21 protein-coding genes are annotated in these 20,889 nt (G+C 41.5%); 8 read left to right on the forward strand and 13 right to left on the reverse strand.

Translation table 11 applies throughout. From position 1 onward, the window contains the following. The first annotated feature begins 489 nt into the window (after positions 1-489). Entirely contained in the window at positions 490-1,725 is a 1,236-nt protein-coding gene (locus tag DFQ12_RS21295) for a tyrosine-type recombinase/integrase (protein WP_120261084.1), read from the forward strand. A 112-nt stretch (positions 1,726-1,837) separates the two neighbouring features. Here DFQ12_RS21295 and DFQ12_RS21300 read toward each other — a convergent pair whose 3' ends face one another. The 3 genes from DFQ12_RS21300 to DFQ12_RS21310 form a co-directional block, all read right to left on the reverse strand. Next, positions 1,838-2,626, reverse strand: a complete 789-nt coding sequence (locus tag DFQ12_RS21300; RefSeq protein ID WP_120261085.1) for an HAEPLYID family protein — start codon at positions 2,624-2,626, stop codon at positions 1,838-1,840. A 72-nt stretch (positions 2,627-2,698) separates the two neighbouring features. Next, complete coding sequence (locus DFQ12_RS21305; protein WP_120261086.1) at positions 2,699-3,886, reverse strand: C1 family peptidase; 1,188 nt, start codon at positions 3,884-3,886, stop codon at positions 2,699-2,701. Between the two features lie 10 nt (positions 3,887-3,896). Continuing rightward, positions 3,897-5,024 carry an acyltransferase family protein gene (locus DFQ12_RS21310; RefSeq protein ID WP_208642600.1) on the reverse strand — a complete coding sequence of 376 codons (1,128 nt, stop codon included), beginning with the start codon at positions 5,022-5,024 and terminating at the stop codon, positions 3,897-3,899. 297 nt (positions 5,025-5,321) lie between these two features. Between DFQ12_RS21310 and DFQ12_RS21315 the strand changes: the two genes are divergently transcribed. Next, a complete protein-coding gene (locus DFQ12_RS21315) occupies positions 5,322-7,646 on the forward strand; it encodes a TonB-dependent receptor (RefSeq protein WP_120261087.1) in 2,325 nt (774 codons plus the stop codon). Between the two features lie 5 nt (positions 7,647-7,651). Then, positions 7,652-8,434 (forward strand): DUF4249 domain-containing protein, encoded by a 783-nt coding sequence (locus tag DFQ12_RS21320; protein ID WP_120261088.1) that lies wholly within the window; start codon positions 7,652-7,654, stop codon positions 8,432-8,434. 8 nt (positions 8,435-8,442) lie between these two features. Here the strand turns inward: DFQ12_RS21320 and DFQ12_RS21325 are convergent, their stop codons facing one another. Then, a complete protein-coding gene (locus tag DFQ12_RS21325; RefSeq protein WP_120261089.1) occupies positions 8,443-9,513 on the reverse strand; it encodes an endonuclease/exonuclease/phosphatase family protein in 1,071 nt (356 codons plus the stop codon). A 364-nt stretch (positions 9,514-9,877) separates the two neighbouring features. Here DFQ12_RS21325 and porL point away from each other — a divergent pair, with 364 nt between their 5' ends. Further along, a complete protein-coding gene (gene porL / locus DFQ12_RS21330) occupies positions 9,878-10,690 on the forward strand; it encodes a type IX secretion system motor protein PorL/GldL (protein ID WP_120261090.1) in 813 nt (270 codons plus the stop codon). Positions 10,691-10,720: 30 nt separating this feature from the next. Then, positions 10,721-12,259 carry a type IX secretion system motor protein PorM/GldM gene (gene porM / locus DFQ12_RS21335; protein ID WP_120261091.1) on the forward strand — a complete coding sequence of 513 codons (1,539 nt, stop codon included), beginning with the start codon at positions 10,721-10,723 and terminating at the stop codon, positions 12,257-12,259. A gap of 313 nt (positions 12,260-12,572) precedes the next feature. Here the strand turns inward: porM and DFQ12_RS21340 are convergent, their stop codons facing one another. From DFQ12_RS21340 to DFQ12_RS28535, 9 genes are all read right to left on the reverse strand, one after another. Then, on the reverse strand, positions 12,573-12,968 hold the full coding sequence (locus tag DFQ12_RS21340) for a hypothetical protein (protein ID WP_120261092.1): 396 nt from the start codon (positions 12,966-12,968) through the stop codon (positions 12,573-12,575). A gap of 341 nt (positions 12,969-13,309) precedes the next feature. Further along, positions 13,310-13,594, reverse strand: a complete 285-nt coding sequence (locus DFQ12_RS21345; protein WP_120261093.1) for a hypothetical protein — start codon at positions 13,592-13,594, stop codon at positions 13,310-13,312. Between the two features lie 141 nt (positions 13,595-13,735). Then, the gene (locus DFQ12_RS21350; protein ID WP_120261094.1) at positions 13,736-14,200 is read right to left on the reverse strand and encodes a DUF5675 family protein; all 465 of its coding nucleotides are present in this window, start codon (positions 14,198-14,200) and stop codon (positions 13,736-13,738) included. Between the two features lie 7 nt (positions 14,201-14,207). Next, on the reverse strand, positions 14,208-14,789 hold the full coding sequence (locus DFQ12_RS21355; RefSeq protein ID WP_120261095.1) for a hypothetical protein: 582 nt from the start codon (positions 14,787-14,789) through the stop codon (positions 14,208-14,210). A gap of 344 nt (positions 14,790-15,133) precedes the next feature. Next, positions 15,134-15,412, reverse strand: a complete 279-nt coding sequence (locus DFQ12_RS21360; RefSeq protein WP_120261096.1) for a hypothetical protein — start codon at positions 15,410-15,412, stop codon at positions 15,134-15,136. 80 nt (positions 15,413-15,492) lie between these two features. After that, entirely contained in the window at positions 15,493-16,266 is a 774-nt protein-coding gene (locus DFQ12_RS21365; protein WP_120261097.1) for a LytR/AlgR family response regulator transcription factor, read from the reverse strand. Positions 16,267-16,278: 12 nt separating this feature from the next. Then, complete coding sequence (locus tag DFQ12_RS21370) at positions 16,279-17,295, reverse strand: hypothetical protein (protein ID WP_120261098.1); 1,017 nt, start codon at positions 17,293-17,295, stop codon at positions 16,279-16,281. A 129-nt stretch (positions 17,296-17,424) separates the two neighbouring features. After that, positions 17,425-18,333 carry a lysophospholipid acyltransferase family protein gene (locus tag DFQ12_RS21375; protein WP_120261099.1) on the reverse strand — a complete coding sequence of 303 codons (909 nt, stop codon included), beginning with the start codon at positions 18,331-18,333 and terminating at the stop codon, positions 17,425-17,427. A 122-nt stretch (positions 18,334-18,455) separates the two neighbouring features. Next, positions 18,456-18,590, reverse strand: a complete 135-nt coding sequence (locus DFQ12_RS28535; protein WP_279634419.1) for a hypothetical protein — start codon at positions 18,588-18,590, stop codon at positions 18,456-18,458. 323 nt (positions 18,591-18,913) lie between these two features. On the opposite strand from DFQ12_RS28535, the gene DFQ12_RS21380 reads away from it, so the two are divergent. The 3 genes from DFQ12_RS21380 to DFQ12_RS21390 all read left to right on the forward strand — a co-directional run bounded on the left by DFQ12_RS21380 (position 18,914) and on the right by DFQ12_RS21390 (position 20,878). Continuing rightward, on the forward strand, positions 18,914-19,885 hold the full coding sequence (locus DFQ12_RS21380) for a helix-turn-helix domain-containing protein (protein WP_120261100.1): 972 nt from the start codon (positions 18,914-18,916) through the stop codon (positions 19,883-19,885). A gap of 184 nt (positions 19,886-20,069) precedes the next feature. Further along, a complete protein-coding gene (locus tag DFQ12_RS21385) occupies positions 20,070-20,576 on the forward strand; it encodes a MauE/DoxX family redox-associated membrane protein (RefSeq protein WP_147420458.1) in 507 nt (168 codons plus the stop codon). After that, entirely contained in the window at positions 20,573-20,878 is a 306-nt protein-coding gene (locus DFQ12_RS21390) for a hypothetical protein (protein WP_120261102.1), read from the forward strand. The genes DFQ12_RS21385 and DFQ12_RS21390 overlap by 4 nt, the downstream gene beginning before the upstream one ends. Positions 20,879-20,889 lie beyond the last annotated feature (11 nt).

Raw genomic sequence — 20,889 nt, forward strand, 5'->3', positions numbered from 1 at the left:
CATCAAAAGATTAATATGGAAGTATTTTCATTTCCACCAGTTTAACATTTAACATTTTGTTACAATTCCTTTGTCTTTTTTTTTCGTGGTGGTAAGGAGAATTTTTATTAAAACATTTCTCCAATTCGACAAGTATTATTCAGACTTTGGGCCGGATATAATTCAGTTTGGCTTTCATTTTTTTTGTGTTTATTGATTTCTAAACGTTTTTTTAATAAGGGCTTGACTTTACATTATTAGTCTAATTCAGACTAGAAAAAAAATATTTTTCATTGATTATGAGGTAGATAAATTTTGTGATTTTTTTATAGCGTTGGATTAGGCTGGCAACTACATTTTTTTTTTAATCTCGCAGTTATTTTAACACAATCTATTGCACGTCTTTAAAATAAAAATGGTATATTTGAGTAAGTGAAATTGTAGTCTGAATTAGACTAATTCGTATATACTATTATCTTTATGCTCAGATAATACTAAAAAGTGTACGCGATGATTTTCAATTTTACCCTGTTGAGAACAGGTTCAACTTCTATAATTGCCCTAAAATTTATTGATGAACAACAAAATGAGTTCATTGTAAAAACGACTTTAAAGATCAATCCTACCCGATGGAATACGGACAAACAACGCCCGGAAAACATTTATCTAAAAATTTACAAAAAGCTTAATGTAAAATTAGACGCGATCAAAATCGCCGTATCAAATTACCTGAAGGAGGTAGCATCTAAACAACGTAAATTCTCGCTCAATGTTGTCACCCGCCTTATAAAAAAGTCCTGCGTTCTGAACGAAAGTTCGTTTGCAAAAGGAAGTCTGCTGGAGGCGACTGAAAATTTTATCCAGAGCCGTTTGCATCTCATATCCAGCAATACACATCGAAGATACAAGGTCTTTTTTAGCATGCTAAAGCGCTTTGAAGGCTTCCAGCAAAAACACCTGATGCTCAATGAAGTAAATAGTAATTTTGTCAAAGAATTTATTAAGTTCGGTGAACTGGAAACCTATAGTTCAAGCACCATTTATCGCACCATATATTTTGTTCGTACTGTACTCAATTTTTTAGAAAAAAGAGGAATACGGACCTTCGTTTACGAACTGGAACTCCCAAAAATCAAAAAATACAACCGGGTCATCAGTCTCACCGAAGATGAGCTCATTCGTATCAAAGAAACTGTCGTCCCCCCAGAATTGAAGGCCGCTAAAGACTGGCTGGTCATTAGCTGTTACACAGGCCAGCGCGTTTCGGATTTTATGAATTTTAACCTGGATATGATGGAAATCCTCGACGGAAAACCCTGTCTTTCCTTTACACAGCAGAAAACACAAAAGACAATACTGTTGCCGCTGCATCCGACAGCCATACATATTATGTCGGACAATGGAAACAACTTCCCCTCAAAACTTTCTGCTCAGAAATACAATGAACAGATTAAGGAAATCGCACGCCTTGCCGGCATAAATAGCCTAATCAAAGTTCGCACCAGAACTGGTTTCAGGTCGACAGAAAAGCTGATACAAAAGTGGGAAGCCATTACCAGTCACATCGGCCGACGCAGCTTTGCCTCCAATTTTTACGGAAAGATACCCACACCGTTGCTTATGCAAGCAACAGGACATAGTACCGAGCTGATGTTTCAGCGTTATATCAGCAATACGGACACCGAAAGAACCCGCTCATTGGGAGCTTATCTAGATGAAGCTTATAAGAGCAAATTTTTGGTCTAAAGATTACATGTAGCCCGAAGGAATTTTTGGCAAAAGCAGTTCATTTACTTTCATTACATTAGGATTCGACGATAATTATCGACGGCGATTGTCCCAAAGGGTTTCGGAGATCTTAAAGCTGATAAATCAAACGGAAAAATGAGCTAATTGCGCTTTCCTTTCCTCCTATCGGAAATCCGACCGCCATACCGATAGCTAATTTATCATTCAGCCCCAATTTCACCTGTGGGCGAAGTGTCGTTTCAAAGCTCCCTGAGGCGATTTCTTGGTTGATCTCCAATCCAATAAAATGGTCTGTTTGGGGTAGCGTGTAATGCAAGGAGGTATTGATCTGCCAGTTCATTTCGGTTGTATGTGATTTATAATGATAAGCAATTTCTGGTCCTGTATAGATCAATGTATGCCAATTGTTATACCAGCTCTTAGCAGCTACGAAAAAAGGATTAAATGCAGTTCCCCCATCCACAAAATTAAAAATTTGGGTATAACCTACAGCCAATGTTGTTGCTTGCGGCTTAGAAACATAAAAGGAATATTGCGATGACAATCTTAATCTTTCGAGTTTATTGCCTGAGGAAACATTGGTCATTTTACTTTTTGTATAAGCAAAGTCTGTCTCTACTTCCAGCCCCAATCGATCTATGGGTGCAAACTCATATTCGGCCAAATAACCATACTCATCTGCTTTACTCATTTTTTTGATATCTGCGCCAACATTAAACTCCTTTTCTCCCTTCCTTGCGCCCAAATCACGAACAAGATCATTATATAAGGGTTCGGCATGATGTACTTTATCGGGTATAGATCGACCTTGTTGGGCTTGCGCATTCGTTACCCCCAATAGCATCCAGGCCATCAGGAAAGCTCCAGAAAATTGTATGATTGTGTTGTTGTTTTTCATACAACAAACCTCCCATTGAATTATGGAAACAATTGGGAATTACAACAACATCTGCAGCTTTTTTTGCAATACTTATAGTTCTGTTAAATTAATTTTAGATAACAATGCAGGATTGAGCGCATTTTTATGCAACATCAGTGTAATCGTTTTATATTTCACAAATTCTTTGGTGACATACATGTACCCTTTAAAATCGTTGGCTTTACCCCAGGAATTCTTAACAAGGTAATATTCTTTACCATGTTGATCCTTGGCAAGCCCAACAATATGCATGGCATGATCGTCTGTGGTACCATAATTATCGAACGCTTGTTGCCGCTCTTGGGCTGTGACCTTTTTCTCAGCCATTGGTTTTACAAACATTCTCTTCTTTTCCTCATTAGACATATTGTCAAAGGACTTTTCGGGCACATAAGCAATCCCATATTGCCAGGAGAAACCCTTCTCTGATACATCCGTTGTCCAAGCAACCGTATAGCCCTGTTGCAGTGCATTGTCAATAATATCCACCAGATCTTGCATTGGTACATTATAAAACCGATCAAAGGACCAGTTATCGGGTACCAGCAGCACAAAAGGTTTATAATTCGGATGATCTGTCACAGACGCAAACCCTATGTAATCGTCCGGATTAATTCCAATCACCTGATCTGCGAATGCGCGTGCGGTATAAGCCTTCCCTTTATAGTCAAATTTTTCGGGCACTTCCCCAAGATGCGCATCCAGTGTAGCGCTATAGGCTTTCTCCCAATTCGGTGTCAAGGGCTTACTCTTGACCAATACTTTGAGCATTGAATTTAATAATGGGGTCATTTCCCTGAAATCATTATAGGTATGATTACCACGCAGTCCAGCATAAGCCGATCGAGGCATCGCGCCATATTTACGGAATACATTCAATACATCATGTAATTGCCCACCTTCACCCATTGTCAAGCCACCATGGAGGCGTACAAAATTATGCGCCTTATCCAAATAGGCCTGTCTAGCGGTAAAAACCTGAGAAATTTCAACAGGCTCTTTCCTCATCCGAATCATCTCCGACTCCAAAAACGAATTACCGGTGTAGGACCAGCAGGTATTTGATGCTCCTTGTTGTTTGACCGAAGTGCATCCTAGGTTGATGACATCCGTAAAAACATACTCGGTTTTGATTCTTTTGTATTTATTTTTGTTGAGCATCTTTCGGCCATACTTGACGGACAATGCACCTACAAATAGCACCAGTACAACAACAATTATCCATTTATACTTCTTCATATTGATCGTATTAACGTCCACCACTGATTATCGCCGTGAATCGGGGCAACCGTTGCCTAAGTAGGCTGTAGATAAGCAGCCCCAGCAGGATGACGATAGCCGGACAAGCTAAGTACAACAATAACAATGCTCCATCCGACCGCGGATGGAGCCACTTAAATAAAATTTTGATCACAAATACCAATGGCAAACGATGGTAGGCATAAATAAAAAAGCTGCCATTGGTTAAAAAAGGGTTCAAATGCCATTTTCCGCTTTCGATAAAATAGGCGGATACCGTTATTGTGAGGGGAAGACCCACTACAACCCCTGCACAATAGAGATAGGACCACCATCCAGCACCCGCGAAATAGAGCGCCATAACCACTATCAAAATATACAAGGGGGCGAGCGCGCGCAACATTGGTTTTAGGACTTCAACAAAATTCATTTTATGAATGCTGAAATAAGCTCCCGCTGTAAAGAAAAAGAAAGAAACGATGCTCAGTCCCGGCAAATAAAAGAAAGGATTAAAAATCCAGAGCAATCCCAATATAATCACAGCATAAGCCTTCAACTTTTTAATGAGTATATAAACTATCGGAGAAAAAACTATCACGACCATCAAATCACGAATAAACCAAAATGGCGAGTTGATCGGTAAGGTTTTCTTCATATGTGGATTTACTTGAGAAGTATCCCAAAAGGACCAGAGCCAATCCAATAAACTATAATCTGTTATTAATTTGTTCCTACCAGAAACCAAGCTGCCCGATAAAAACGTTTGCGCAAGCATAAGGAATAGGATGATCAACAGGTTCCAGAAAATATATGGAACCAAAAGTGATCGAATACGATTTTTTAATTTCTGAAGGTAAATCTCCCTTGAAAAACCCACTGTTTTATAGAAGAATAAAAAACCTGAAATAAAAAAGAAAAGCGGCACACAGGCCTCGAAAATAACCCTGGAGAATAAGAAAAAGATCCGTGAGAAAACAGGATAATTAACAAAACTAATCTGCTTTACACCCGTCATCACAATATCTGAAAAATCGGTATGAATAAATACCACCCCGACGATCAAGGGGAAGCGCAAAAAATCGATGACCTTCGACTGCAGCTCCTCGGCAGACATTTTAAAATGATAATCTTTACCCATTAGTTAGATTTACAACATTGTTTAGCAGCTGTTAAATTACACATTTCTAAATAAATATCCATCATATCGTTTCTTGCCCTGTAAATCAATATGCTGATCTCAAGTAAATCTGTCGCTTAAATAACAGGTTTAGAACAATATTCAATGTACCAAAAGCGTTACATAATAGCTAAACCGAACAAAAATAGGAGACATTATGTCGTGAGCTTAACTTAAACTATCAAAACAAATATTAATAAAGGGTTAATACATCGTTTCATTTTTTATTGTATACATCAATTCAGATAAGAGCCACAAATGCGTCCAATAATTCAGTACCTTCTGCCCATTTCTCTTGTACTATCCCCTTTTATTGTCTCAGCACAAGAAGCTGTAATAAGTGGTATCATTCGGGATGCAAACACCGGAAAGCCGCTTAACGGGGCAATTATTTCCAGCGTCAATGACAGCATAGGCGCCAGCTCAGACCTACTGGGGCATTACAGCATAACAGTACCTCAGCGAACACATCGGTTTGCGATCAGTTACATCGGCTATCAGCAACAGGTCGTTACGATTGAGCTATTCCAATCCCGTGAAAGAAATTTTGATCTAAAGCCTGCTGCCAATCGAATAGCTGAAGTTGTTGTATCGGCAAAAGAGAAGGGTGAAGCGCTCGATGACCCACAGATGAGCACGGTCCATCTCAGTATGAAAGATATTAAGGATGTCCCCGTACTCTTTGGCGAGAAAGACCTCGTTAAAACCATACAGCTGTTACCCGGTGTACAAGGCGGCGGAGAAGGTTCGACCAGTTTCAATGTACGTGGCGGGGATGGTGGGCAAAACCTCATCCTGCTCGACCAAGCTACCGTCTATAATGCTTCGCACCTGCTGGGATTCTTTTCCACTTTTAATTCGGACGCGATCAAGGATGTTCAGCTCTACAAGGGGGGAATACCCGCCCAATTTGGCGGACGGATTTCCTCAGTCTTAGACATTTCCATGTTGGATGGCAACAAAAAGCAATTTTCCGGCGAAGGTGGTCTAGGGATTATCGCTTCCCGGTTAAAATTAGAGGGGCCAATTGTCCGCGACAAGAGTTCTTTTCTATTCAGTGCCCGTCGCTCCTATGCAGACTCCTTTTTAAAACTGGCCAAAAGTAAAGACATGGCCAATAATAGCTTGTATTTTTATGATTTAAATGCCAAACTCAGTTTTAACCTTGGGAAGAAGACCAGCCTATACCTATCTGGCTATCATGGCAAAGACAAATTAAAGTACAGCGACCTCTTTAATATTGCTTGGGGGAACAGCACTGCAACAGCAGGATTGAACCACCGATTCAATGATAAAATATCCAGCAGCACTTCCCTTATTTACAGCGGCTTCGACTATCAGGCAGGTGTTTCCAGCGAGCAGATCGATTTTCAGGTCGCCTCCAAAATTCGGAATATCAATGCCAAGCAGGATTTTTCCTTTTATGCGAACACCAATAATACCATCCGACTTGGTGTCGCTGCATTGGCCCAATCCATTCGGCCAGCTAATCTCGCTACCGGTAAGAGCCAATCTGTCAATCCGACCGCTATCGAAAGCCAGCGCGGGATCGATCTGGGGGGCTATATCTCCCATGAATGGAAACCTACAACGAATCTATCTATACACTATGGCATCCATCTCCATGATTTTATGGTCTTAGGCAAACGGACTTTCTATCAATTTGACGAAAACGGAAAGCCTATTTCTGAAAAACGGGATAACAGCCGGATTGCTAAACACTATATCAATCTGGAACCACGCCTGTCTGCCAGCCTGCTGCTCGATGAACAGAGCAGTTTAAAAGCCTCCTATAACCGCATCGTGCAAAACCTCCATCAACTGACCAATACCACGGCAAGCCTACCTACTGACCAATATGTCCTCAGCAGTCTAAATATCAAACCACAACGTGTGGACCAGGCCGTTTTGGGATACTTTCGTACTTTTGCGAACAAGCAGTATGATTTTTCGGTCGAGGCCTATTATAAACGTCTGGGCAATCAGATTGATATACGCAATGGGGCAACACTACAGGCTAATGCTTATTTTGAAGGGGAGCTACTCTTTGGTGTAGGCCGGGCCTATGGATTGGAAGGCTACCTCCGCAAGAACAGCGGCCGGCTAAAGGGCTGGATTAGTTATACACTTTCCAAGAGCCGTCGTAAATTTAATGGGATCAATGGCGGAAATTGGTTCAATGCGCGTCAGGATCGTACGCATGATCTCGCGGTTGTGGCGAATTATGCGCTTTCAAATACCTGGACACTTAGCGGAACATTTGTCTTCAATACCGGAAATGCCGTTACCTTTCCCAGTGGGAAGTACCTTGTCAACGGCAAATCCTTATTCTACTATACAGAGCGGAATGGCTACCGTATGCCGGACTATCATCGCCTGGACCTATCCGCGACTTACGATCCACATCATACGAATAAACGTTTTCATTCCAGCTGGACAATTGGCATATATAACGCCTACAACCGCAAAAACGCTTATACTATTGACTTTCGGGAGAACAAAACCAACCCCAATCTGACAGAAGCTTATAAAATAATTTTATTTGGCATCGTCCCTTCAGTTACCTGGAATTTTAAATTTTAAATGCCATGAATGCTAGACAATCTTCTATCCTATCCTGTCTATTACTACTCATTTCGTCCTGTGAGGAAAAAATGGATCTTGATCTCCATAAAGCTGCGGCCCGTGTTGTGATTGACGCCCAGCTGTCTGACGCCAGTTTAGTACAACGGATACGCGTCTCGCGATCCGTTGGATTTAATGATCTCGTCAATAATTCGGGTGTCAAAGATGCCACGGTATCGGTAAAAGACAATGAAAATAGAATCTATCCCTTTCAATATGAAAAAGATGGTTATTATATCCATCGCAGCTTTAAACCCGTTGCCGGCCGGACTTATGCACTGAATGTTACCGTACAAAAACAACAATACAGCTCGAGCTGTCAGATGCCAGGCTATGTCGCCGTTGACTCCACTGGCATTTCAGAGAAAAGTCTCACTGGAAAAACCTATTTTTTTGCAACACTGACTTTTAAAGATCCCGCCAAGATTTCCAATTATTATATCTACACATTATCTATAAATAATGGCCCATTTCGCTTTGCCGATGCGCAATCTGACCAGTTCAATGATGGGTTAAAAGTGACACATTACATCTCCGATCTAGAAACAGATTTATCCCAGGGTGACGAGGTCATCGTTCGCCGTTACTGTGTGGATGAAAAAGCATATCGATACTGGAACGAATACCAAAATAATAATGTGAGTAATGCAGCCCCAGGTAATCCCAGATCCAATATATCCAACAATGCGCTGGGTTATTTCTCAGTTGCTTCTTTAAAGGAATATAAACTAAAGATAGGGCGATAGTTTATGCCCTACTTTCGATTATCACTTTCCTCCTCACGGCCTTCGACGATAAGCTCGTTTACTTCGGACATTTCTCCCTGTTCAAGATGTTCGATATCTTCAGCCTGTTCATCCGAATACCGGTCGATAAAAAAGGTACAGCCCATGGGGAAATGATCCGAACCCACCGAAGGATAAATAAACAACTTATCAATAAATACATTTGGACTGTGGAACAGCAAATCTAAGGGCACCCGAAAAAACCAATAATTGGCGTGGAACGTAGATAAGATCCCACGTCCTATACGCGCATCGATCAGCTTGCTGGTTTTCTTAAACAGGATGGAGGATCTGGCCCAAGCCACATTGTTAAAGTCCCCCGTAACCAGCACGGGCATTTTATAATCGCGTACCTTTTTTGCCACACTGAGTAGATCGCCATCCCGTTCTTTGGAATTCTCTTCCTCCGTAGGACTCGGTGGCGGTGGATGTACCGCAAAAAAGACAAAACGATGGCCATCTTCCGTTTCCAGTTCAACTTCGATACTTGGAATATCATCTGCAACAAAATAGTGAATCTGGCTTTTATTGACTTTCAGCTTGGTATAAAAATGCATCCCATAGGTATTGTCCAAGGTAACTTTGACAACATTTGGATAGTCCGATTCCAATACCCGTAAAGCCTTTTCCCATACCGCATCACTTTCCATGGTCAGGAAGATCTTGGGTTGTTCTTTGCGGATCAAATCGATAAAACGCTCATGTTCTTTATTAAACTGCAGCACATTGCAAGATATAATTTTAATGCTATCCGAGGCATCTTTTCCTTTTTCGTATTTATCCTTACGCCAGAATTTAGTGTAACGCACCAGAATAAATACATGATAAGCAATCAGCAGGGCCTGAACAATCTGTATTGCCCAAATCCATGGTGATTCGGCAAGCAGATAAAATCCCCAGGCCAGCACTGGCACCTGAAAAACCAGCAACTGCAATTTCACAAACTCAGCCACACGAAAGATCCAGTGCTGGCATCGGACAAAAGGCAGTAAACTAAGGAGGATCAAGACCCCTGATAAAACAAGAAATAAGATCTGCATATTGATTTCAAATTTACTTTACAAAGATATTGCTTGAGCGGGATATTTTTATATCAGTGACAGGCTTTCTATCTTTCTACATCACTTTACGATCAATATAACTATTGAGACCAACGAACGTTTATTTTATTAAAAAAAAGTCTATTTCAAATCTCAAATGGATTGAATAAGAACGTAGAGTTTAGACTTCATGGATCTTTGGTATATTTTTTGAAACAAGCAGATCTATCAAATAATCAACACTAAATGAAATACTATCGGCATAATGCTATACTATTAAATAGACAAATCCGTTTTATACAGATGAAGTCAAACGAAAATAAAACTTTCAAAAAAAATTAAACCAAAAACATAAATAATCACAATGAGCAAGAAAAAAGACAATTCAAGATGGCTAAATGTGGCCATATCCTGGGGAGCAAGTATCGTCATCATCGGGGTACTTTTCAAGATTCTCCATATCGGTGGTAGCACAGCCAATTATATGATCGGTATCGGACTGGGTGTAGAGGCGCTACTTTTCTTTCTGATGGGATTCAATCCCCCAGCGCCAGAACCAGACTGGAGCCGTGTCTATCCTGAATTGGACGATAATTTCAATGGCGAACTTCCTGTTAGTGGCAAGGCAGTGATTGCACAGCCTGCAGGTCCATCGGCGACAGCCGCTTTGGACAAAATGTTTGCAGATGCCAATATTGAGCCAGCAAGTATCGAAAACTTGGGCCGTGGGTTACGTGACTTCAGCGAGAAGGTATCCGCCATCAACAAACTGTCTGACGTTTCATTGGCGACCGAAGAATTTACACAGAAACTTCGCACGGCAACCTCCAAATTTGACAACCTGAGCCTCGCTTTTGAAAAAGCTTCGGAAAACCTCGTGGCGATGTCCAATACTTCTGGCGATACTGCAAACTACCATGACCAGGTGAAAAACCTGACCAGCAATCTGGGGCAGCTAAATGCCATGTACGAACGTGAACTACGCGACTCTGCATCTCACCTACAATCCATGAATAAGTTTTACGAGAACCTGAGCTATACCATGCAAAACTTCAACGAGTCCCTGGACGACTCCAAGGCGTTCAAGGAAGAAGTCGGCAAGCTGGCTAAAAACCTCAATGCATTGAATGCCATCTACGGCAATATGCTCAGTGCTATGAACCAGCCGCGTATATAATTTACCCTTGTATTACTTAAATTAGAAAAAATGGCATTAGGAAGAGAAACGCCAAGACAGCGGATGATCGGCATCCTCTATCTGGTACTATTGGCCTTATTAGCGCTCAATGTACCGGATTCCATCTTGGATGCATTCAAAAATATCAATAATAGTCTCGAAACATCCAAGTCAAATGTCAATACGGCTGTACAACAGCTGTTTGCTGCATTTGAAAATACCAAGTTAAAAGAAGAACCAGCACGTGCTAAGCCTATTTACGATAAAGCTAAAAAGGCGCAGGCGATTATTGGCGAGTTGGATAAATATATTCTGTCCCTGAAAGAAGAATTTGTCAAACAGGGCGGAGGTTACGATGAAGAAAAAGGAGACCTTGTCAAACGGGAAAATGAGGACATCTCACCCAATATGATGATCAACGAGAAAAAAGGAACTGTCCTCAAGGACAAGATCAACGACACTCGTGCTAAGTTATTGGCACTGCTTACCCCAGAGGAGCAGAAAATGGTCTCCTTCTCTCTGGAAGCCAAGAATCCCGAAAAGTCTGTTAATGGCAAGAAATCCTGGGAAGAAATTAATTTTGGCAGTGGCACACCATTGACTGCAGCAATGACCATCCTCACAAAGATCCAGACCGATGCACAAAATGCAGAGTCAGATGTTGTTAAGATTATCTTAGGTAAAATGGACCAGGCAGTAGTCAATCTGGATAAGTTTGCCGCAGTAGCCGTGGCACCTACCTCCTATCTGGTACAAGGCCAACCTTACAAAGCCGAGGTCTTTTTGACTGCATCCGATTCCAAGTCCGAACCAGCTATTTCGGTCAACGGCTCGGCCCTACAGATTGTAGATGGCAAAGGTGTCTACTCGGTGCCAACTAATCGAGAGGGTATCTTCTCATGGACTGGGGTTATCAAAGTTAAACAGACGGATGGATCCTTTAAAGAGTACCGAACTCCACAGCAGACCTACCAGGTCGCACGGCCTTCGGCGGTTGTATCACCGGATAAAATGAATGTACTGTATATCGGAGTCAATAATCCGATATCGGTTTCCGCTCCGGGAACACCTACGGATAAAGTTCATGTGAACATGAGCGGAGGGGGCAGTATATCCAGCGCAGGAGGTGGTAAATATAATGTACGGGTAAGTTCACCCGGCACAACCCGTATCTCCGTCTCGGCCGAAGTCGCTCCTGGTAAGACACAGACACTGAGCTCAACCGAGTTTCGTGTCAAAAGGATCCCAGACCCGATTGCTAAATTTGCCGGAAAAACGGGTGGATCAATGGCGACAGTCGCACTGAAAGCGCAGAATGCCTTATTTGCTAAACTGGATAACTTTGATTTTGATGCCTCCTTCAAGGTCACCAAGTTTACGATGATCCTGGCTAAACCCCGGGCTGATGCGATTGTCCTATCCACTTCGGGTGGTCAATTGAGCTCAAGCATGTCATCGGCTTTAAATGGTATTGTACCGGGCACTCGTGTTATTTTTGATAATATCGTCGCGGTGGGTCCGGATGGAACATCCAGACAGCTCAATGCTGTGGCATTGACAGCAAATTAGAAAAATCACCCCCTACATTTATATATGAGGCCTTCTCCTTTGTTGGAGAAGGCTTTTTTTACAAAAATCCACTCCTATAGAAAGAACTGAATTCATCGCCGTTAGACCGAAATGCATTTTTGAGGAAAGGACTATGGTTTGTCCGTGGGTTCAATCTGCTCCAACGCGGCAATAAGCGGTCTACTGAGGAGGAATTGTGCAGTATCTTGAAGAAGCCTCTTTTTGCTAAAAGAAATTAAGTGAAGGGATATGTACATAGAAAGAGCCATTCCCAAAATGGCAATGGCTCAAAAAAGAATTCAATCTATTACCGTTATTTACGCTGGCAATCGGCTGTCCAGACCTTGTCATCTTTGGTATAGCCGATCGTAAGTTTGCCGGCATCAATGCGGATCACTCCTGTCCCCGCCGAGCCAATATTAATCAACACATTGTCTTTCTCTTCGAAGTCAACACCATTTAGATTGGGAATACTATTACCAAAAGCAAAGTTATAGGTATTACCGGTTTTTGTTACTGTAATGGTACCATCTGCAGAAGCGACATCCTTACTATTATCCTTCAGGTCGTCAAATGCGATTTTCCCTTCGTATTTACCGATAAAAAGATTGTCGTCTGCAGGATCATCATCTTTGCTGCATGATGTGAAGCTGATTATCGCTGTCAAAATAAGCATACCTAATCCCAAAGTTTGAATAAATTTTCTCATCGTTCGCGTGTACATGTAAGTCAAAATTTTATTAAAATCGGTAGGTTAAATCCAAACTTTATGCCATCGCAGCCTTCACAAGACAAGACCCGTATCAATCGAAATATAAAAAGTACTAATACAGATCAAGCGTATAAATACTTTTACCGTCGAAATCGGGGCATCTACTCGCGCAGATGCCCCGCTCCTATTTTCGTCGGAATATCCGATTTAACAGCCTGCTCAGCAAGAAACTAACCAAGGTACCGATGAGAGCCGTGAGGGCACCATAGAGCAAATCGTCCACCGAAAATGACGCCCAGATACCGCAGAGGGTGCCACCAATAGCAGACAGCCGTACATCACTGATTTTCATCTGCTCCTCCTTTCTGCCGCGGCAAATCCATCTTTACCTTATTATTACGCATCGCCATCGCTGCGGGCGTGTTGGTTTTATCCAATTGGCTTTTATGATTTATTTTTTCCGAATCCGTGGTTTCGTCATCTTTCTCGTTTATAACCGATTCGATAATCCCCAGTCCTAGTGCTATATACCTGACTATATTCAACGTTTTTCCGGGGAGTTTTATCGGTGCTGCCAGCACGAGCTGCAGCACATTTCCTATTTTGCTAATGATTTTATTCATTTTTATTTAGTATTGAGATATTAGTATTGAGTATTGAGACTCTGGTTGAGCAAGTCAAAGACTGTTACTCTTTGTTTTCTTTTATTTCGTACTGAGATATTAGTATTGAGATTTGGGTAGTGATATCCCAGTTCGTTAAGCTTAAGGCATATTAACAAAGGCGTGCTCGATACGTAAAGTCACCTCTCCTTTTTTTACCTTTTCGATGATCGCATTATAGAATTCGCAATAAGCTTGCGTGGATTGATATACTTCATAATCGGTGCCATCGGTACTTTTATGGAAGTAAGTCCCTACCAAAAGACAACCGGATGTATCGGCATGTGTATTACCTATATGCATATACACCATGCTAAAATTGGGAATATCTTTTATTTCAATCATGCCCTGATGTATATCCGGAAACCGTTTTTTATAGGCGGTGTTCATCCCACCCCAGTAATTGAGTCCGAGCTTGTAACTACCGATCGGGATGCAGGTTTGCCCTTTCACTTTGCTGTCCCGGATGCTATCTTCGAGTACGTAACATTGGAAGATCCCATCGCGATAAAGTTCAGACAGGGTACTCTCCTTCCCCTGTCGAACACGTTTGAGTGTGAGTTGCATAGGCCTGCTATTTATCCCCGTATTTGAGTTCGTAAGCATATTGATGCCCCGGCGTATCAGTCAGTGTGACCAGGTATTTGGCCTGTAGAAAATCCGGATTGTCCTGCTGGATCTGATACATCCAAGATACGCCGATCCCATCCATATCCTGCGCAAGGCCCGTTTCGATGACCGCATCATTCTGATCTAGTATCCGTACTTCGATCTTGACCACAGCCATTACATCTTTGACCATCAATGTGATCTGATCCACTGCATTTCCTTTGTAGCCACTATCGTCCCAGCGCCGGATTACCGGTGCTGTAAAGAAATCCTTAAATGCGACATTGTAAGCAGTCTGATTGATATTGGCCTTTGCCTGATAAGCTGCCTTCATATCGGGATCCTGAATTGCAGTGCGTGCATACAGTGAAGCATCCATAAACCTACTTTGGACCTCGAGCTGCTTGGTTGTCGGCGGTTTTGCATTTGCTGACTTTTTGGGTCTCCGTGCGATCACAGTCTGATCACCCCGCTGGCGGAATACCAGCATCTTCCCTACGGTGCCCGATGCACCCTGCATAACGATATTATCTCTTGATTTTGCCATTTTGTTGTTGTTTTATCTATTTAAAAATCTGTTTACTATCAACACAATGGGCGCCCTTAATTGCGTTGATAGTACAAATATGCTATCCCAAATAGCCGTTGTCAAGCAGCAATGGGGACGACGGTGAATTGCGGTTATTCGCGGCGAAAAACGTTGAAAAATGGCCATATAAAACTTGGTTGGCCTAAACGTATCCTGTTGCGCTTGTCTTGAGGTTGTGCTTAACAAGTACTAAGGAAGGAAGTTTATTGTGTCGAGGGAGTAAGGTTATTGTGTGGAGCTAGCAAGGATTAAAAGTTTGCCCAGATCTGGGACAGCGAACCTGGGCAAATGGAATGGATGAGCTATTTTTTCTTCTTCGGATTAGCCTTAATATAAGCGATTATCTCATCTTTGAAGTAAAAATCCTTGCCATCCAGACTATATATGGGCAACTGTGTTTTTAATTCACCAAGCTTGGTATCCCTTATTTTCAAGAAAGATTTCATGTCGGTATTATCCATTAAATCGGCGGCAGTACCGAGGTAACTCTGGCTTAGCTGCTGTGCCTGAACGGCGATGACCTGGACGGCCTGTACCAAATCCCTTAATTGAGATTTCACTTCTTCAAAAAATTTTTCCATGTTTCATTAATTTAGTTCATATTTTAATTGTTGGTTAAATGCTCGGGAATAAATCGCACAGTATTCAATTACAAAAGGAGCTAATCTAAAACGTTGATTTTTTGCCGTAATTCCTTGATATAATTGCGTGTTACCTTGAATTTAAGTTGTGGACCTTCGGTCATATGTATTGTATCCTTGTATAAGGATGCTATAAAATCAATATTAACGATTGTCGATTGGTCAACCTGAACGAATCCAGATTCGGGTAAAAAGTGTATGATCTCTTTTATTGTTTTTTTGGCTGTCCGCGGGCTTAAACGCCCATCTTTGTCTATTCTCGTATTTCTTTCAAAAAATGCCAATTCATTGTCGCCTTTCACTTTTTGGATATAATAAATATCCCTAAACTGCATACGATGATACATGCGGTCTGACAGTTCGAGATAGACAGCTTCAGGCTGGGGCTTGTATGCGATGTTAATGGGCAGGGCCATGCGGAAAAATGCATTATTCAGTGCCCGACACAGCATTGGAAAAGTCGCGGGTTTGGAGATATAATCGGCAGCATCCAATGCATAAGAGCGCAAGGAAAAGGAATCATGGGCAGTAACAAAAACAACCTGTGGCCTCCTTTTGGGATCAATAGACGCGTACAGGTCCATCCCATTTAGCAGGCCCGTCTCGGGATCCGAACCTAAAATAATATCCATAAAAATGATATCATACTTGTTGGCGTTGATTTTGCTGATGGTTTCCCTAGTACTATCAGCCGTATCTATCTGAAGATCCAGTCCTGTCTGGGACAATAATTTTTTTAAATGTTGAGCATCATTGGGAACATCTTCAGCAATTAGAATAGGGATTATTGGCATAACAATTTGTTTTTACATAAAAGAAAGCTGAACGGTAAACATATTTGCGTGATTTATATATTCGATTTTATAATTTCCGGGAAGCAGCTGATCAAATAGTTGCTGCACCATCTGGGTCCCAGTACCCGAGTGACCATGCGATCTGGCCGTGGCTACCGTATTCCTCATTTGGAGCTGGAGTTTGGTATCCTTGCGGCACCAGGTGATCCATATTATGTATTTTTCTCCCTTGGGACTATGGTCAAGGGCGTTTTCAAACCAAGAAAGCAATGCCGCCGCAGGAATAGACCTATTCCAATCGGCACTGGCAAGCAGGTGCTCACCTTCGAATAGAACAGTTCTATCAGTAAAACATGAAGCCATTACCCGGAGTTGCATCCATTCCTCCGCGATAGCGACTTTTAATTTTTTATTCGCTACTATATCAATCATGTATTGCAGCAAATGTATTGTCTCTGGACGATGTAGCACTTTATTGTCCTGCACGATCTTGATCCATTGTCTGGTAAAATGATCCGACAAGCGTGCAGAAACTATTGTTGTATTCAATGCATTTGAACGTCTCTTAAAACGTGTCCGAAACGAAAGGTAGTGCGTCAGAAATTGTACGATAAAAGCGATTACTATAACTAAGGTATTTCCTACAAATACTCTATTATTAAATTGTATCAGACGGCGGGGCGTTATCTTTCCGACAAAATTAACACCTTTTTCCGGGAGCCAATGATAGGCGTATTCATACCAAAAGTCTGCCGAATAACCGATCCAAAGAACCAAAACAAGCAGTATCCCTATTTTAATGGTTGATGACTGTCGCCAACATAGCCTGATCATCAGCCAAAAAACTGTAAACGAAATAAGATAAGGACCTATTAAAGCTATTAGATGGCGTATGGAGAGGCGTCCCCAGACATGTACATTCATCTTGATCAAAATTGACACAATGATTCCAAGGCCCAAAACAAACAGGATAAAGGTTTTATTTAAAACCCAATAAGCTGTTAGCTGGCTGATTTTTGTCGTTCTCATACAATAGTGTAACGGGTACGTTAATTGGTCATTCAAAATCCTAAATATAAATAAAACAAGACAGTATATCTAATTATTTAAACATAATTTTTTCCATAAAGGAAATAACAGCATCTTATAAGTAATTTTCTAGTCTGACTTTATTTCAAAAAAGCGTTTATTTTTCACGTCAAAAAAGAATTGTCTTTGCCGCATACATATCGGCATCACCCAAACAGGATCATTTGAAGTGCTATGATTTGTTTGAGCGAGATCTGGCTGGTACAAGTGAAGCATAGGCCAATTTTCCCAAGCCATCCAGTATTGTCCCATGATCCTATTCAAAACCACTGCGAATTTCATTTTAAATCTTTTCAAATAGCCCTTTAGCGGTTCATTTTTCTTGAATACCAATTTATTCGTTATCGATACTTTCCAACGGCCATCGATGTCATCCCTGTCCATTAGCATAAAAGATATGGGAATGCCAAATTTATATGCGAGCCGCGCACTATTGGAATGGAAATAGAGTTGTTTTTGCGCGATAAGAACCTTGATCAAGGCTTGGTGATTTTTAGCGGCGATCTTCCGGACACCTTCATCCGCATCCAAATAAAGCAGTACTATCCGACGATCCTTTACCGCTGAGACGATACTGCGGAGCACTGTGGGACGGGTAGCATCTATGTATTTCAGTGTATCCTTGGGAAGGTCATTGATCAAGAGCTCATTATAAACCGACTCGCTGTCGCGCTTGATTACTTCGACGGACGCAACTACAGCAATCCGATAACCGGCAGCAATGAGATAGCGCGGCAACATTCGGTAGGGACCATAGTGAAATGCGATACATATTCCGGTCAGGTCTCTGGGTATTGTTTGCACTATTTCCTGATCCAAGACCTTCATCAATAAAGTGGGGTGAGCCATCAGCGCGAACGAGCTCCGGAGCGCCCTCCATTTCAAATAGTTAATTTCGAGATCATCGATACCCAGATCAGGAAAGAAGGTCCAGACATTGGCGAACCAAAAAGGCTTGGTTAAGTGATTTTTGTCCATTGGTTTATTATTTTGTTTTCAGCATCCACGATCGAACGTCGATTTGCATTTGCAACGAGATGCCCATTTATTTCTATTGCAACTATTAGGCATTGCCTCCGCGGTGGGAGGCAATACTTAGATCAGGGAATATCCACCCAGCATTTTTCGTCATCAACCACATCATCCATTTCAGGGAACATTCCTATCATCTGCTCCATTGTCAGCCCCATTATTTGAGGAGAGTCGATGACCATACTATCTCTCGTATCTTTCATTGGAAATCATTTAAATATGGCCTGCAACCGTGCGGGTCAGGCCAATCCCGCTGTCTTACGAACATTTAATAAATCGGTTAGCTAACAAAACAAATGTTGGAGAAAATCGCGAAAAAAGCGAAAGAGATGGTATGTTGCAGAAATGGACAGTTTTAACGCCAACCGGCTGCCTTTGGGATTAGAATCATACAGATAACATCAGTTTACTGCATCTTTTTCCTAAAAACGCGTCGTTTATCATTTTATTCGGAAAAGTGGAATCTTCGATTTTACCTTTATAAGCAGTATTTAATCTCAAAAAATTTGCTGCCACAATTCCGTTTATGAAAAAAACATTCCATTTCAAGTTACCCGAAGTAGACCATTTTAGGGATCAAGTGAAAGCATTTTTGCCCAAACTGGCCGATTCGTTTATACAGCGTTATGAAGATATAGGCATTCAGCTTACTGAAGAGTACATTGACTATCGCCCGGTCATCTTCTATCGGTTGCAGGCACAGGTGCAGCAACATTTTAGGTTGTCCGTCAATACCACCAAAGCGGATTATCACCTGCTCTATAATATGGCGTCACCGGAGGACATCATTATCAAACAGCCAAGCCAGGAATGCCAGGCAGCGCTGCCATCGGAATACCACAGCTATGTTTATATTCCGAAGGGTAAAATACAGGTAGACCTGTCTCCCGGGCAATATCTGCTGTATGGTGTATTAATTGATATAGGCCTCATCCGACCGGAGATCTACAAAGAAAAACATTTTTTACATGAATTCAGAGCAGCCCATAGGCGTGATAAAAAGCGGCTCTTCCAAAGTGCCCTGTGGCCAATTAAAGAACGGACACGATATCAACTTTCCTACATTGAGGTATATTTATTTAAGTACCGCAAAGAGAATGAGGTCATTGCTATAAAAGTTGTTTATGATCTGTTTGATATTGCTATTTACAAGAACTTCTACCTTCATGAAAAGATAAATTTGGATCAGTCGCTTGCCGAACGTGCCTTTCGGATGATCAGGGATCAAGTCGAGCAGACTTTTAGCAGCTGTTCGATACAGACAATAGCTGACCAGCTGCAAGTAGACATGAGCAAGTTGGATAAAATATACAAAGCAATCTATGACGAAAATCCAAGACATACCTGGAATAAGCTTCTGATTCAAAAAGCGAAAGAGTTATTGCTGGCAGGGCATTCGGTCAAAGAAGTAAGCAATTATTGTGGATATGGGCAGCAGCAAAATTTCTCAACATTTTTTCGGAAGCAGGCAGGGGTCTGTCCGAGTAAATATAAATAGTCAATGAAATCATACCCTTCGTCCCTAAAATAGGCACCATTTCTAAACAATAATATACTACAAGCCTAAAAATAAGACGGACAGCTTCAAACAAAAAATCATACAACGACCTACCTAAAAACCATACATGCCTTGAAAATTACTGAGTTAACTTTGGTATAAGATACAGCAAAAAAGTATGAACATGATCACAGGCAAACTGCAGTCACTAAAGCACCATAAGCGTTTGAAGAATGACAAAATCAAACGAACCGTAGGGAAAGCCTCCATGATGCTTTTTCGGATCAGCGTTTACGGCTATGCTTGCCTATATATGTTCACTGGAGTAGATAAACTTATTAACATTGAAAGTTTTATAAGAGGACTTCATAAAGTTCCTTACCTGCAGGACTATGCTTTAGCAATTGGCTTAGGTATTCTTGTGCTGGAGATTTCCCTTTCTTTTATGCTAATTATCCCGGGACGAATTCAACAGATCTCGCTATGGTGTTCAACAGTGTTAATGTTAGCTTTCACAATTTTTATTTCCTGGATGATGAAGTATCATCCCGATCAAATGTGCCACTGTGGTAAAGCGATCGAAAAAATGGGCTGGTACAGCCACCTTGTATTTAATCTGATATGGCTAGCATTAGGAGTCTATGCCATTCGATATAATCACAAATTAATACATAAAACTAAATTATCATGAGAACAAAAAACATCATGAGCACAGTGCTAATCGGATTGGCACTTGTCGGCGGAGCAGCAGGATTGGCAGCTAGCACCACACACTCAAAACCATTAAAACAAAGTGAGGTCATGTTTGGCCGGGATCAAAATGGCAACTGGCATGAATTAACGACACCAGAGCAGCAAAACTTAGATTGTACACCTGATGCACAGCCCTGTAAATCGGTTTATGAGGAAGGTTATTCACCCGTTACAGGTACTTCTTCGGATCCCGGATTTATCCGCAATGAAGCTTCCAATGGCTACATTACACTTCCTTAATTAAACTAGGA

The sequence above is a fragment of the Sphingobacterium detergens genome (genome assembly GCF_003610355.1).
Taxonomy (GTDB): domain Bacteria; phylum Bacteroidota; class Bacteroidia; order Sphingobacteriales; family Sphingobacteriaceae; genus Sphingobacterium; species Sphingobacterium detergens.

What these genes read in the sequence shown, in the direction of transcription:
- DFQ12_RS21295 (WP_120261084.1), top strand. Translation starts at nt 490, where the DNA reads ATGATTTTCAATTTTACCCTGTTGAGAACAGGTTCAACTTCTATAATT.
- DFQ12_RS21300 (WP_120261085.1), bottom strand. Translation starts at nt 2,626, where the DNA reads ATGAAAAACAACAACACAATCATACAATTTTCTGGAGCTTTCCTGATG.
- DFQ12_RS21305 (WP_120261086.1), bottom strand. Translation starts at nt 3,886, where the DNA reads ATGAAGAAGTATAAATGGATAATTGTTGTTGTACTGGTGCTATTTGTA.
- DFQ12_RS21310 (WP_208642600.1), bottom strand. Translation starts at nt 5,024, where the DNA reads ATGGGTAAAGATTATCATTTTAAAATGTCTGCCGAGGAGCTGCAGTCG.
- DFQ12_RS21315 (WP_120261087.1), top strand. Translation starts at nt 5,322, where the DNA reads ATGCGTCCAATAATTCAGTACCTTCTGCCCATTTCTCTTGTACTATCC.
- DFQ12_RS21320 (WP_120261088.1), top strand. Translation starts at nt 7,652, where the DNA reads ATGAATGCTAGACAATCTTCTATCCTATCCTGTCTATTACTACTCATT.
- DFQ12_RS21325 (WP_120261089.1), bottom strand. Translation starts at nt 9,513, where the DNA reads ATGCAGATCTTATTTCTTGTTTTATCAGGGGTCTTGATCCTCCTTAGT.
- porL (WP_120261090.1), top strand. Translation starts at nt 9,878, where the DNA reads ATGAGCAAGAAAAAAGACAATTCAAGATGGCTAAATGTGGCCATATCC.
- porM (WP_120261091.1), top strand. Translation starts at nt 10,721, where the DNA reads ATGGCATTAGGAAGAGAAACGCCAAGACAGCGGATGATCGGCATCCTC.
- DFQ12_RS21340 (WP_120261092.1), bottom strand. Translation starts at nt 12,968, where the DNA reads ATGAGAAAATTTATTCAAACTTTGGGATTAGGTATGCTTATTTTGACA.
- DFQ12_RS21345 (WP_120261093.1), bottom strand. Translation starts at nt 13,594, where the DNA reads ATGAATAAAATCATTAGCAAAATAGGAAATGTGCTGCAGCTCGTGCTG.
- DFQ12_RS21350 (WP_120261094.1), bottom strand. Translation starts at nt 14,200, where the DNA reads ATGCAACTCACACTCAAACGTGTTCGACAGGGGAAGGAGAGTACCCTG.
- DFQ12_RS21355 (WP_120261095.1), bottom strand. Translation starts at nt 14,789, where the DNA reads ATGGCAAAATCAAGAGATAATATCGTTATGCAGGGTGCATCGGGCACC.
- DFQ12_RS21360 (WP_120261096.1), bottom strand. Translation starts at nt 15,412, where the DNA reads ATGGAAAAATTTTTTGAAGAAGTGAAATCTCAATTAAGGGATTTGGTA.
- DFQ12_RS21365 (WP_120261097.1), bottom strand. Translation starts at nt 16,266, where the DNA reads ATGCCAATAATCCCTATTCTAATTGCTGAAGATGTTCCCAATGATGCT.
- DFQ12_RS21370 (WP_120261098.1), bottom strand. Translation starts at nt 17,295, where the DNA reads ATGAGAACGACAAAAATCAGCCAGCTAACAGCTTATTGGGTTTTAAAT.
- DFQ12_RS21375 (WP_120261099.1), bottom strand. Translation starts at nt 18,333, where the DNA reads ATGGACAAAAATCACTTAACCAAGCCTTTTTGGTTCGCCAATGTCTGG.
- DFQ12_RS28535 (WP_279634419.1), bottom strand. Translation starts at nt 18,590, where the DNA reads ATGAAAGATACGAGAGATAGTATGGTCATCGACTCTCCTCAAATAATG.
- DFQ12_RS21380 (WP_120261100.1), top strand. Translation starts at nt 18,914, where the DNA reads ATGAAAAAAACATTCCATTTCAAGTTACCCGAAGTAGACCATTTTAGG.
- DFQ12_RS21385 (WP_147420458.1), top strand. Translation starts at nt 20,070, where the DNA reads ATGATCACAGGCAAACTGCAGTCACTAAAGCACCATAAGCGTTTGAAG.
- DFQ12_RS21390 (WP_120261102.1), top strand. Translation starts at nt 20,573, where the DNA reads ATGAGAACAAAAAACATCATGAGCACAGTGCTAATCGGATTGGCACTT.